The following is a 12,504-nucleotide window of genomic DNA, read 5'->3' as shown; positions in this document are numbered from 1 at the left end:
CGCTACCTAGTCACCATAAAAAAACGCATGCCCCTGAGTCCCCCCGCCCCCCGCACCCTGAAACATGTCCGCCGGGTGAACTATCAGGGCTTTGAACGCGACGATGGACTGTGGGACATTGAAGGAGAGCTGCACGACAGCAAGGCCTACGACGCCACCTCTTTTCGCGACCCTACTAAACAGCGCCTCGCGGGCGAGGCCATCCACCACATGTGGCTGCGCGTGACCGTGAACCGCCAGCTGGTGGTGCAGGCGATCGATGTGGCGATGGATTCGCACCCGCTCCAGGGCTGCACCGAGGCCCAAACTGCACTGCAGCACATGGTGGGCTGCAGCATGGCGCGCGGCTGGCGCCAGTCCATCCAGAAGCACCTGGGCGGCGTGGCGAGCTGTACCCACCTGCGCGAGCTGTTGTTCAACCTGGCCACGGCGGCGTTCCAGTCGGTGCCCGCCGTGTTTTCGTCCAGCCACCCCGACGAGCCACCGCGCCACCTGGGCCAGTGCACGGGGTGGGACTTCAACGGCCAGGGCGTGAAAGAGTTTTTCCCCCAGTTCTACGGCCGTGCGCAGCAGGCCCCCAAGCTGGCGGAGCAAGCCGCAACCACTGATTCCACTGCAAAAATTTCAGCCAAACAAGACCCTAGCGCTTGATACTAAAGCGTCAGTAGCTATCAATTTTGAATAATTCAAGGAGCCATTCCATGCGCGTTTCGAACAAATCCCTCATCGTCACCGGCGCTGGCAACGGCATTGGCGAAGGCATCGCCAAACGCCTGGCCGCAGAGGGCGGCAAGGTCATCGTCAACGACATCAATGAAGCCGGTGGCCAGCGCGTGGTGGCTGAGATCACGGCCGCCGGCGGCACCGCCGCGTTCTTCAAGGCCGACGTGACGAAGTCCGCCGAAGTGAAGGCGATGGTCGACGAAGCCGTGCGCCTGTACGGCCGCCTGGACGTGGTGGTGAACAACGCAGGCTGGACGCACCGCAACCGCCCCATGCTCGAAGTGAGCGAAGACGAGTTCGACAAGGTCTATGCCATCAACATGAAGAGCATCTACCTGTCGGCCATCCACGCCGTGCCTGCATTGCGCCAAGCCGGTGGCGGCAGCATCATCAACATCGCCTCCACCGCCGGGCTGCGTCCGCGCCCAGGCTTGACCTGGTACAACGGCTCCAAGGGCGCCGTCATCATCACCAGCAAGTCCATGGCGGCCGAGCTGGGCCCGGACAACATCCGCGTGAACTGCATCAACCCCGTGTTCAACCCCGACACCGGACTGGCCGCCGAGTTTGCGGGCGGCCCGGTGGACGAGGCGCGCCGTGCCAAGTTTCTGGCCACCATTCCGCTGGGGCGCTTCTCCACCGCGCTGGACGTGGCGAATGCGGCGCTGTACCTGGCCAGCGACGAGGCGTCATTCATCAGCGGCGTGTGCATTGAGGTGGATGGCGGGCGCTGCGTGTAAGTCAGCAAGCAAACAAACAGGCGTCGCGGCATGCTCTCTGAAGCAGCCACCACGCCCCTTTTTGAGCGTCCCAATCCGCACTAGGGCAGTGCGGATTGATTTGACGGTGCAGGCCCTGCTGCCTATAGTGCCGCCGATGTTTGCGAGCCACTCTCCCGCCACAGCCGCCAGCGCGACCGCGCCGCTGCGCCGTGCCGCGCGCTCGCAGGCCACGCTCCAGGCCGGTGACCGCCAAGTCTGCACGCTTGCTGCAGATTCCTGAGCCCGGCGACACCCCCTCCCCTTCGCATTCTTTTCGCGCACCTCCTGTCGCCGGGCCCCACGCCCAGCGCCAGCTTGCGCCTTGGCCACGGCCGGGGCGCGAACGCCAGGAGTGTCCATGCCCCCGTTCCCTTCGGGCGAGATTTCGCTCGCCCCGTGCGCCCCTGCGCGCAGCCTGCCCGCCGATGAGGCCATCGCCAGCGCGGCGGTCGCCCCCGACATCACCCGCAACTTCATCCGTGCCAAGCAGCCCTGCGCCGACGGCTACCGCTGGTACCTGCGCCGCCAGGAGGGCGCCAGCAACTACCAGGCGCTGCTGGACGACCTGGTGCGCGAAGGTCGCGTGGAAGACGCTTGCTGGATGCTGGACCAGTTCGGCCCCACCAACGATGTGCTGGAAATAGACCACCTGGAGGCCGACGCGCTGGTGTTTGCCGGCAGCGTGCGCTGCCGGGGCCACGCCGACGTGGAGGGTGTGCTGCGCACGGGCCGCAGCCTCAGCGTGCTGGGCGGCCTGCGGGTGGGTAGAGCACTGCGCGTGGGCGAAGACCTGCGCGTGGCGGGCGCAGTGCGCTGCGAGGGCAGCGCGCGGCTGCACGGCGATGCGCGCGTGGGCTGGTCGCTGACAGTGGCGCAGCGACTGCAGTGCACAGGCAGCCTGCGTGTGGGCGGCGAGCTGGACTGCGGGGCTGCCGCCCACGTCGGTGGCCACTGCCGGGTGACCCAGGATCTGCGGGTGGTAGGCGACCTGGGTTGCGACGGCGGCATCAAGGTGGGTGGCCACTTGCAAACCGATGCTGCCGTGCAGGCTGCCCGGGGCGTGTGGGTAACGGGCGACGTGGACTGCAAGGGCCACCTGCAAGCGGGCTGGGGTGTGCGGGCCGGTGGGCACATTCACGCCGGAGGGGCCATCCGTGCGGGCGAGAGCCTGTGGGCGGGCGAAACCATTGCGGCGGGTGAGGCCTACGGCGTATACGCAGGCCTGGTGGTGCCGCTGCCCGACTGGCCCCACAGCGCCCAGGTGTGCGCCCGCGAACAGCCTGCACGCCTGCTGAGCGGCTGCTGGACCGATGGCCAGGGGAACACGCCATGATGGCCATCGCCTGCAGCCTGTGCGACCCACGCGACGCCACCTTCATCGCCAATACGTGGCCCGGCCAGGGCTTGCTGGGCCGGTGGGCCCAGCGGCTGACCGAACTGCGCATCGACGTGGATCTGTCGGGCCGCGACATCCAGCGCGAGTTCGAGGCGCTGTACGACCGCATCCGCACCAACCACCGCACGCGCGATGCGATGCAGCCGTTGCCCTTGCATCTGCATGGGCTGGTGTTTCGCCTGCGCGAGGCCGGCGGCGAATACTTTGTGTATGCCATCGACCCGCAGCGCAACCGCATCGTGGCCTACACCGTGTTCAACCGGCTGGTCGAGGTGGACCGCCGCACCGACCGCCACCTGCGTGCGCCCCACACCAAGGTGGTGGACGGCTACCGCCGCATGGGCATTGCATCCGCCATCTACCGATGGTGGCTGGACTCAGGGAGGAGCCTGATAACAGGCGCACGCCAGTCGGCTGGCGCCCATGGCCTGTGGATGGCCCTGGCACGCGACTACGAACTGGCAGCGGCGCGCATCGACACCCACAAACGCGTCCAGCAGCTGCCGCTTCCACCTCCCCCAGGGTTTTTCAACGCGCTGGACACCCGGCTGGTGCTGGTGGGGCGCGATTGCCGCCTTGCGGACTTCATGCAGCATGCGGCCTGGGGCGGCTGATCGGGTGACCCCGGCCGTTCCGTGCCTCTCAGCCCAGCACCTCGCGCAGGGCAGCGTCGTACAGGCCGGTGAGCTTGTCCATCACCCCCAGCAGGCGTTCGCTGGTGGTAGCCACGGCGTTCAGCCCCGCGTCATCGGCCGGGCGGCGCAGCGCGGATTCAAAAAACAGCCACTGTGAGTCGGCCAACTCCAGCTCGTTGCGGACGGACGATGTGGACACGGGCGCCGCCTTCAATGTCTGCAAGGCCTGGCGGAAGTCCGCCGCATCGGACGCCAGCTGCGCCTGCACCACCTTGGAATCCACCTTGGCAGCACTCAAAAAGTAGTTCTTGGCCAGGCGCTGCGACAGCATGCGCTGGCGGCCCGCCAGGTTCACCAGGCGGGCACTGGGGGCCTGTGCCAATTTTTCGATGGCCTCGGTCACGGCCTGCGCAATGAGCAGCGTTCGATCGGCCTGTTCCGATGCCGCCGCTACCAGGGCCGTGGTGGTGGCGGGCGCCGAAGTCATCTGGTTGAGCAGGGCAAACTGCTTTTGCACTTCTGCCAGCTGCCGCCCGACTTCTGCAGGCCACTGGCCCGACTGCATGCCTCGGGCCAGTTCGCCGCTACCCGTCTGCACCATCTTGCGCGCCAAACCCATCACATCCACCGCCGCAGCAGGCAGCACCTGCAGGTACTGCTGGCAATAGGCCTTGGCCATGCGCTGCGACAGTGCGCGAAACCAGCCCGCATAGTTGATGGCCCCCGACAACCCCATCTGCGCCTGGGCTCCTGTCGCCCAAGTTGCCCAGGTGGGCAGCAGAACACCCGCCGCCACCCGCTGAAGGGCCACACGGCGCTGGCATGGCACGGCATCGGCAGAAAATTCGCGCGTCAACATGGGAATCCCCTTGAAATCGAATGGGCAGATTGTTGCAACGCAGCAAACAGAACGCCCTGCGCCATGTCAAAGGCGGGCCATACCAGCGCCTGGGCAAAACTTGACCGCGATCAACTCCGCGCGCAGGGGCTTGCCCCCTCTGCAGGCCCCCTTGCGGCAAAATCACGCCATGGCCGAACGTGTGATTCCTCTGGTGGACCAACGCATCGCCGCTCTGGCGGCGCGGGTGCCCACACACCCCGTGGCCCCCACCGGCCTGCTCACCGACACCCGGGGCCGCCCGCTGCGCGACCTGCGCATCAGCGTGACGGACCGCTGCAACTTCCGCTGCAACTACTGCATGCCCAAGGAAGTGTTCGACAAGGACTACCCCTACCTGCCCCATGGCGCGCTGCTGAGCTTTGAAGAGATCACGCGGCTGGCAAAGCTCTTCCTGGCGCATGGCGTGCGCAAGATCCGCCTGACTGGTGGCGAGCCCCTGCTGCGCAAGAACCTGGAAGCGCTGGTGGCGCAACTGGCCCAGCTGCGCACGGTGGACGGGCTGGCGCCCGACCTCACGCTGACCACCAACGGATCACTGCTGGCGCGCAAGGCCAAAGCGCTGAAAGACGCGGGCTTGAACCGCGTGACCGTGAGCCTCGACGGCCTGGACGACGCCGTGTTTCGCCGCATGAACGACGTGGACTTTCCGGTGGCCGACGTGCTGGCGGGCATCGAAGCGGCGCACGCCGCCGGGCTGTCGCACATCAAGGTCAACATGGTGGTCAAGCGCGGCACCAACGACCACGAAATTTTGCCCATGGCCCGCCACTTCAGGGGCACGGGCACCACGCTGCGTTTCATCGAATACATGGACGTGGGCGCCACCAACGGCTGGCGCATGGACGAAGTGCTGCCCTCGGCCGAGCTGATCAACCGCCTGCGCGCCGAGCTGCCGCTGGTCCAGCTCGACCCGAGCAGCCCCGGCGAAACTGCAGAGCGCTGGGGCTATGCCAATGCCGCAGGCCAATATGACCCCGCCCTGGGCGAGGTGGGCGTGATCAGCAGCGTGACCCAGGCGTTTTGCCACGACTGCAACCGCGCGCGCCTGTCTACCGAAGGCAAGCTCTACCTGTGCCTGTTTGCCTCCGAGGGCTACGACCTGCGAACCCTGCTACGCGGCGGCGCCAGCGACGAGGCGATTGCCTCGGCCATCGCGCCCATCTGGCAGCAGCGCGCTGACCGCTACTCCGAGCTGCGCAGCACCCTGCCGGCAGACAACACGCCAGGGGTGCGGCGTGTGGAAATGAGCTACATCGGCGGGTAAGCAAAGTGCCGACTTTTTAGGGCACCATCGGTGGCTTCGGTCCTCGCGTTGCCCTTACAGCCACCCATGTCCCTTCAACCCAAACACCGCGCACTGTTTCTGGCCAACGCCGCCGTCCTGGTCACCCACCAGATCGACGCCGCGTACTGGCACGAGTGGGAGCTGTTTCACATCCCCGGCGGCAACCAGGTCAACTTGCTGCTGAACCTGCCCATCATTGCGCTGGTGCTGTACGCGCAGTCGCAAGTGGCCCGTGGCGAGGGTTCAGCGGCCCTGATGTTCTACAAACTCATGCCTTGCCTCGGTGCCTTGACCGTGGTGATCCACGGGCTGTTTTTTGCCCTGGGACACGAGGCCTTTGTACAACCTGTGTCCCTGGGCCTGCTGGTCGGCACGGCCGTCCTTTCCTGCCTGCAGTTGACCGCGCTGCGTACCCGGCCGCTGCGGTAGCCCTCTATTTCACGCTCCATCGCGCGCACCATGACCAAGATTGACACCCAAGACATTACCGGCATCGTCCTTGCCGGCGGCCGCGGCTCCCGCATGGGCGGGGTCGACAAAGGCCTGCAGAACTTTCGGGGCCTGCCCCTGGCCCTGCACACCCTGATGCGACTGCAGATGCAGACCGGCGCCACCATGGTCAACGCCAATCGCAATCTGGCCGCCTACGAAGCCTTCGGCGCACCGGTGTGGCCCGACGTGCTGAGCGACTATGCCGGGCCGCTAGCAGGTTTTTTGACAGGACTGGAGCGTTGCGAAACGCCCTGGCTGCTGACAGTGCCCTGCGACACCCCGCTGTTCCCCCTGGACCTGGCCCAGCGCCTGGCGGCGGCGGCTGACGCCCAGGACGCTGACATCGCCATGGCCGCAGCGCCCGAGGACGATGGCACGGGCCGCACCACCGTGCGCACCCAGCCGGTGTTCTGCCTGCTGCGCGTGGACCTGCTCGAAAGCCTGGTCGCTTTCACCCAGGCCGGTGGCCGCAAGATTGATGCATGGACGGCACAGCACCGCTGCGCCATCGTGCCGTTTGACCAGCCCGGCGACGACCCCAAGGCCTTTTTCAACGCCAACACGCTGGCTGAGCTGCACGCGCTGGAAAGCGCGAGCGCGCCGCAGGCCTGATCACGCACCGCTGCGATGAACGCGCATACGCCTGCGGTCGCCCGTGCAGTGTTGATCCGCCCGTTGGTCGCATCGGACGCTGTGGCCTACAAAGCCCTTCGCGACGAGGCGTTGCGCACCGCGCCGGATGCGTTCACGTCCGACTACGAATCCTCGGTGGGCCGCGATGCCAGCGAGTACGTGGCGCGTTTTGGCGCGCCGGAGTCGGGTCAGTTCTTCCTCGGTGCCTTCGATGCCGCAGGCCAGCTGGTCGGCTGCCTGGGCTGTGAGCGCGAGCAGCGCACCAAGCAGCGGCACCTCGCTACGCTGGTAGGCATGATGGTTGCGCCACAAGCCCAGCGCCAGGGCGTCGGCCAGCAGCTGGTAGTCGCCTGCGTAGAGGCAGCCAGCCGCGTGCCCGGGCTGACCCAGCTGGTGCTGACGGTCACGGTCTCCAACACTCATGTCGTGCGCCTGTACGAGCAGGCTGGGTTCCGCGCCTGGGGCCTGCTGCCCCATGCCATCGTGGTGGACGGCGTGGGCTTTGACAAGCTGCACATGGTGCGCGTGCTGCACGACTGATTGAAAGTTACTGAGCCCCATGAAAACCATTGCCCAGATTGCCGCCGAACTGCAAGGCTACGACCCGCAGGCCCTGAGCGCTGCCGATGTGAACACGTTCTTGGAACGGCTGGTCGAGCCCGTGAGCGCCACCGAAGACTTGCCCCTCTTCAGCGCCCTGGGACGCGTGCTGGCGCAGGACGTGATTTCACCCATCAGCGTGCCACCACACGACAACTCGGCCATGGACGGCTATGCGTTTGCCGGCGACCAACTGATTGCAGGCCAGCCTCTCACGCTGCGCGTGGTGGGCACGGCGCTGGCGGGCAAGGCCTGGGTGGGCACCGTGGCGGCGGGCGAGTGCGTCAAGATCATGACCGGCGCCATCATGCCCACGGGCCTCGATACCGTGGTGCCGCAGGAGTTCACCACGGCCGCCGCAGCTGACGGGCACATCACCATCGCGGCCGATGTGCTCAAGACCGGCGACAACCGCCGCTTCAAGGGCGAAGACCTGATGGAGGGTAGCGTGGCGCTGGCCAAAGGCACGCTGCTGGCGCCTGCTGCGCTGGGCCTGGTCGCCAGCCTGGGCCTGCCCACCGTCACGGTATACCGCCGCCTGCGCGTGGCGTATTTCTCGACCGGCGACGAGATCCTGAGCCTCGGCGAACCACCCCGCGAAGGCGCCGTGTACGACAGCAACCGCTACACCGTGTTCGGCCTGCTCACGCGGCTGGGCGTGGAGGTGATCGACCTGGGCGTGGTCCGCGACGAGCCGGAATTGTTGGAGGCCGCATTTCGCAACGCGGCGCAGCGCGCGGACGCCATCATCACCAGCGGCGGCGTGAGTGTGGGGGAGGCCGACCACACACGCACCATGATGAAGAAGCTGGGCGACGTGGCCTTCTGGCGCATTGCCATGCGGCCGGGCCGCCCTATGGCGGTGGGGCGCATTGCCACCACAGAAAATCAAGCCAAATTGGCCTCCAGCGCTTACCCATCAAGCGCTAACAGCTATCAAAATGATACCAACCACCCCCACAGCGGTGCGGTGTTGTTCGGCTTGCCGGGCAACCCCGTGGCGGTGATGGTGACGTTTCTGGCCTTTGTGCGCCCCGCCCTGCTGCGCATGATGGGCAGCAACCACAGCACCCCACCGCTGCTGCGCGCCACCAGCACCGAAGCCATGCGCAAGAAGCCTGGCCGCACGGAGTACCAGCGCGGCACCATCACCACCGCCGCCGACGGCACCCTGCAGGTGCGCACCACGGGTAACCAGGGCTCGGGTGTGCTCAGCTCGATGGTGCAGGCCAACGGACTCATTGTGCTGCACCACGGCCAGGGCAACGTGGCCGTGGGCGACACGGTGGATGTGATGGTGTTTAACGGCGTTATTTGACCCCCTGAGTCGCTTTGCACCTTCCCCCCGGGGGGACGGCCTTCACTGCGGGGCGGCCCTTGCTAAGCATCTCTCACAGGAGCCGCGCCCGTGGCACCCCGCGCGGGCGGAGCACAGCACAATGGCTTTTTTCATTTGCGCCCGTTTGGAAATCTTGCGCCTATGCCCTACACCGCCCAGCACCTTGCGCAACCCCCATCCCGTGACGAGGTGGACCGCCTGACAGGCGCCGCCGTTGTGGAATTTGGCACCCCCTGGTGCGGCCACTGCCAGCGCGCGCAGCCACTGATCGAACAAGCGCTGAAGGACCGCGCAGACGTAGCGCACATCAAGGTGGAAGATGGCCCCGGCCAGCGCCTGGGTCGCACCTTCGGCGTCAAGCTGTGGCCCACGCTGGTGTTCTTGAAGGACGGCAAGGAGGTCGCTCGCCTGGTGCGGCCTCAGGGGCAGCAAGACGTTCTGGACGCCGTAAACACCGTCTCGGCACCTGCATGAGGCACGCGTCCGACTCCGAATAGGAAGAAGCCCCATCGGGGCTTCTTATTGGGTCGCAACGCTCCGCCGTTGGGGCTCCGCATGGCTACTTGGCCACGTAATCGTGCGGCGGGTGCAGCGGATGCTCAGGCTCCTCGGCAGCCACGGCCGTGTTCGCACCCGGCACTGCCTTGCGCGCAAACAGGGTGTACATGGTGGGCACCACAAAGATCGTGAGCAGCGTGCCCAGCGACATGCCTCCCACAATCACCCAGCCGATCTGCGTGCGCGTCTCGGCGCCCGCGCCTGAAGCCAGCGCGAGCGGGATGGCTCCCAGCACCATGGCGCCGGTGGTCATCAGGATGGGGCGCAGGCGCTGGGCCGAGGCCTTGACGAGCGCATCCACCATCTCCATGCCCTGCTCACGCAGCTGGTTGGTGAACTCCACGATCAAGATGCCGTGTTTGGTGATGAGCCCCACCAGCGTGATCAGCCCGATCTGCGAATACACGTTGAGCGAGCCGCCGCTCCACTTGAGCGCCAGCAGCGCACCAATCATCGACAGCGGCACCGAGACCATGATGACCAGCGGGTCGATGAAACTCTCGAACTGCGCGGCCAGCACCAGGAAGATAAAGACCAAAGCCAGTACGAAGACGATGCCCAGCGCCCCCTGCGAGCTCTTGAACTCGCGCGAGGTGCCGTTGAGTTCGGTGGTGTAGCCGGGCTTGAGCACTTTCGCCGCCGTGGCGTCCATGAAGCTCAGCGCCTCGCCCAGCGAGTAGTCAGGCGACAGGTTGGCCGTGATGGTGGCCGAGCGGCGCTGACCAAAGTGGTTCAGCTCGCGCGGGCTCACGCTTTCGCGCACGTTGACCAGGCTGGACAGCGGGATCATGGCTTCGTTGCGGCCGCGCACGTAGATGGTGTCGATGTTCTCGGGCGTGGTGCGGCCCCTGGCCTCGGTCTGCACGATCACGTCGTACTGCTCGGCATCGCGCTTGTAGCGCGTCACTGTGCGCCCTCCCAGCATGGTTTCGATGGCCTTGGCCACCACATCCACGCTCACGCCCAGGTCGGCGGCGCGTTCGCGGTTGACTTCGATGCGCAGCTCGGGCTTGTTCAGCCGCAGGTCCACGTCGGGGCCGACGATGCCGGGGTTCTGCGCGATCTCGGCCATGAAGGCGTTGGTGACGGCGTTGAGGTTTTCGTAGCTGTCCGAGGTCTGGATCACGTAGGTGAGCGGACGCGAGCGAAAGCCCTGACCCAGCGACGGCGGCGTGATGAGAAAGGCGTTGACGCCAGGCAAGCCCGACACCTTGGGCTGCAGTTCGCGCGCCAGCTCCAGCGTGGTGCGGTCACGCTTCTCCCAATCCACAGTGCGGTAGATCACGCTGCCCTGGGCCACGGTGGGGTTGCCGATGTTGGCGAAGATGCGGTCGAACTCGGGGTAGTCCTGGCCGATCTTTTCCAGCTCCAGTGCGTAGCGGTTGGTGTAGTCCAGCGTGGCGCCGTCGGGGGCGGTGACGCTGGCCAGGATGGTGCCCCGGTCTTCCAGCGGCGACAGCTCTTGCCGCATGCTGGGGTAAACCACCACCAGCGCCGCACCACTCACCGCCATCACCGCCAGCACGATCCAGCGGGCCTGGAAGATGGCGCCGCGCACGCCCCCGCGCTCGCTGCCCTTGGCCGACCAGCGGGCCGTCACCAGCCACCGCAAAAGGCGGCCATAAGCGTCTGACAAGGCCGTGAGCCAGCGCTCCATCGAGCGGTCGAACCAGTTGGGCTTCGGGTTGTGCTTGAGCAGCAGCGAACACATCATGGGTGACAGCGTCAGCGCCACGAAGCCGGACACCACCACCGCGCCCGCCAAGGCCAATGCGAATTCCACAAACAACCGGCCCGTGCGGCCCGGGGTAAAGGCCAGCGGGGCATACACCGCCACCAGCGTGAGCGTCATGGCCACGATGGCAAAGCCGATTTCGCGCGCGCCCTTGATGGCGGCTGAGAACGGGTCCAGCCCTTCCTCGATGTGGCGGTAGATGTTCTCCAGCATCACGATGGCATCGTCCACCACCAGGCCGATGGCCAGCACCAGCGCCAGCAACGTGAGGGTGTTGATCGAAAAACCCGCCAGCGACATCAGCGCAAAACTGCCCACCAGGCTCACCGGGATGGTGATGATGGGAATGATGGACGCGCGGAAGGTACGCAAGAAGACAAAGATCACCAGGGCCACCAGCACCACGGCCTCGGCAATGGTGGTGTAGACGCTTTTGATGGACCGGTCGATGAACAGCGAGTTGTCGTTGGCAATGTCGATGCCGATGTCCGGTGGCAGGTCGGCCTTGAGCGTGGGCAGCATGGCGCGCACGCCCTGCGACAGCTCCAGCGGGTTCGCGGTGGCCTGTCGGATCACGCCCACGGAAATGGCTTCGCGCCCGTTCAGGCGCACGCGGCTGCGGTCGCTGGCGGCGCCCTCTTCCACCCGCGCGACGTCGCGGATACGGACCGGGAAGCCGTTCACGGTGCGGATCACCACCTCGGAAAACTGCAACGGCGTGGCCAGGTCGGTCTGCGAGGTGACGCTGAACTCGCGCTGCTGCGACTCGATGCGACCTGCGGGCAGCTCCAGGTTGTTGCGGCGGATGGCGTCTTCCACGTCCTGCGTGGTCAGGCGGTAGCCCGCCAAACGCTCGGGGTCCAGCCACACGCGCATGGCGTATTTCCGCTCGCCGTAGATGGGCACATCGGCCACACCGGTCACCGTCTGCAGCCGGGGCTTGACGATGCGGTTGATGAGGTCGTTGATCTCCAGCGGCGTGCGTGTCTCGCTGCTGAAAGCCAGCCACATCACGGGCGAGGCATCGGCCTCCACCTTGGCGATCACGGGCTCATCCACAGCATCGGGCAGGCGGTTGCGCACCCGCGCGGTGCGGTCGCGCACCTCGGCGGCGGCGTTGTCGGCGTCTTTTTCGAGGCGAAAGCGCACGCTGATCTGGCTTTGCTCGGCCCGGCTGATGGAGGTGATGACGTCCACCGCGTCAATGCCCGCAATGGAGTCTTCGAGCGGCTTGGTGACCTGGGATTCGATCACCTCGGCCGACGCGCCCGCATAACGCACGCTGACGGTGACCACGGGTTCGTCGATCTTGGGGTATTCGCGCACCGACAGGCGCGTGAAGCTCACGGCGCCGATCAGCAGCACCAGCAGCGAGAGCACGGTCGCAAAGACCGGTCGGCGTATCGATATTTCAGCGAGTTGCATGGCAGTCCTGGAACTTCATCG

General features: G+C 66.3%; 12 protein-coding genes. 10 read left to right on the top strand and 2 right to left on the bottom strand.

Annotated features, from left to right (window positions below):
• The first annotated feature begins 27 nt into the window (after positions 1 to 27).
• The 4 genes from ACQ4MJ_RS05515 (at position 28) to ACQ4MJ_RS05500 (ending at position 3,494) form a co-directional block, all read left to right on the top strand.
• Positions 28 to 651, top strand: coding sequence for a DUF2889 domain-containing protein (locus ACQ4MJ_RS05515; RefSeq protein WP_431149603.1), 624 nt, complete (start codon positions 28 to 30; stop codon positions 649 to 651).
• A gap of 50 nt (positions 652 to 701) precedes the next feature.
• Positions 702 to 1,463, top strand: coding sequence for an SDR family oxidoreductase (locus tag ACQ4MJ_RS05510; protein ID WP_431149604.1), 762 nt, complete (start codon positions 702 to 704; stop codon positions 1,461 to 1,463).
• A gap of 379 nt (positions 1,464 to 1,842) precedes the next feature.
• On the top strand, positions 1,843 to 2,817 hold the full coding sequence (locus tag ACQ4MJ_RS05505; RefSeq protein ID WP_228897870.1) for a hypothetical protein: 975 nt from the start codon (positions 1,843 to 1,845) through the stop codon (positions 2,815 to 2,817).
• Positions 2,814 to 3,494: a hypothetical protein gene (locus tag ACQ4MJ_RS05500; protein WP_431149606.1), complete on the top strand. Its 681-nt coding sequence runs from the start codon at positions 2,814 to 2,816 to the stop codon at positions 3,492 to 3,494. The genes ACQ4MJ_RS05505 and ACQ4MJ_RS05500 overlap by 4 nt, the downstream gene beginning before the upstream one ends.
• A 28-nt stretch (positions 3,495 to 3,522) precedes the next feature.
• Here the strand turns inward: ACQ4MJ_RS05500 and ACQ4MJ_RS05495 are convergent, their stop codons facing one another.
• Positions 3,523 to 4,374, bottom strand: a complete 852-nt coding sequence (locus tag ACQ4MJ_RS05495; RefSeq protein WP_431149607.1) for a type IV pili methyl-accepting chemotaxis transducer N-terminal domain-containing protein — start codon at positions 4,372 to 4,374, stop codon at positions 3,523 to 3,525.
• A 169-nt stretch (positions 4,375 to 4,543) separates the two neighbouring features.
• Between ACQ4MJ_RS05495 and moaA the strand changes: the two genes are divergently transcribed.
• The 6 genes from moaA (at position 4,544) to ACQ4MJ_RS05465 (ending at position 9,239) form a co-directional block, all read left to right on the top strand.
• Entirely contained in the window at positions 4,544 to 5,680 is a 1,137-nt protein-coding gene (gene moaA / locus ACQ4MJ_RS05490; protein WP_121506001.1) for a GTP 3',8-cyclase MoaA, read from the top strand.
• 66 nt (positions 5,681 to 5,746) lie between these two features.
• The gene (locus tag ACQ4MJ_RS05485) at positions 5,747 to 6,130 is read left to right on the top strand and encodes a DUF6713 family protein (RefSeq protein WP_121506000.1); all 384 of its coding nucleotides are present in this window, start codon (positions 5,747 to 5,749) and stop codon (positions 6,128 to 6,130) included.
• Positions 6,131 to 6,160: 30 nt separating this feature from the next.
• Complete coding sequence (mobA, locus tag ACQ4MJ_RS05480) at positions 6,161 to 6,805, top strand: molybdenum cofactor guanylyltransferase MobA (RefSeq protein WP_121505999.1); 645 nt, start codon at positions 6,161 to 6,163, stop codon at positions 6,803 to 6,805.
• A gap of 15 nt (positions 6,806 to 6,820) precedes the next feature.
• Positions 6,821 to 7,366, top strand: coding sequence for a GNAT family N-acetyltransferase (locus tag ACQ4MJ_RS05475; RefSeq protein ID WP_431149610.1), 546 nt, complete (start codon positions 6,821 to 6,823; stop codon positions 7,364 to 7,366).
• A 19-nt stretch (positions 7,367 to 7,385) separates the two neighbouring features.
• Positions 7,386 to 8,744 carry a molybdopterin molybdotransferase MoeA gene (moeA, locus tag ACQ4MJ_RS05470; protein ID WP_431149612.1) on the top strand — a complete coding sequence of 453 codons (1,359 nt, stop codon included), beginning with the start codon at positions 7,386 to 7,388 and terminating at the stop codon, positions 8,742 to 8,744.
• A 162-nt stretch (positions 8,745 to 8,906) separates the two neighbouring features.
• A complete protein-coding gene (locus ACQ4MJ_RS05465) occupies positions 8,907 to 9,239 on the top strand; it encodes a thioredoxin family protein (protein ID WP_218300177.1) in 333 nt (110 codons plus the stop codon).
• An 85-nt stretch (positions 9,240 to 9,324) separates the two neighbouring features.
• On the opposite strand, the gene ACQ4MJ_RS05460 is transcribed toward ACQ4MJ_RS05465, so the two are convergent.
• Positions 9,325 to 12,483, bottom strand: a complete 3,159-nt coding sequence (locus tag ACQ4MJ_RS05460) for an efflux RND transporter permease subunit (RefSeq protein ID WP_431149614.1) — start codon at positions 12,481 to 12,483, stop codon at positions 9,325 to 9,327.
• Positions 12,484 to 12,504 lie beyond the last annotated feature (21 nt).

The organism is Acidovorax facilis, assembly GCF_050626955.1.
Lineage (GTDB): Bacteria > Pseudomonadota > Gammaproteobacteria > Burkholderiales > Burkholderiaceae_C > Acidovorax > Acidovorax facilis.
This window is presented reverse-complemented; position numbering and strand designations above follow the sequence as displayed.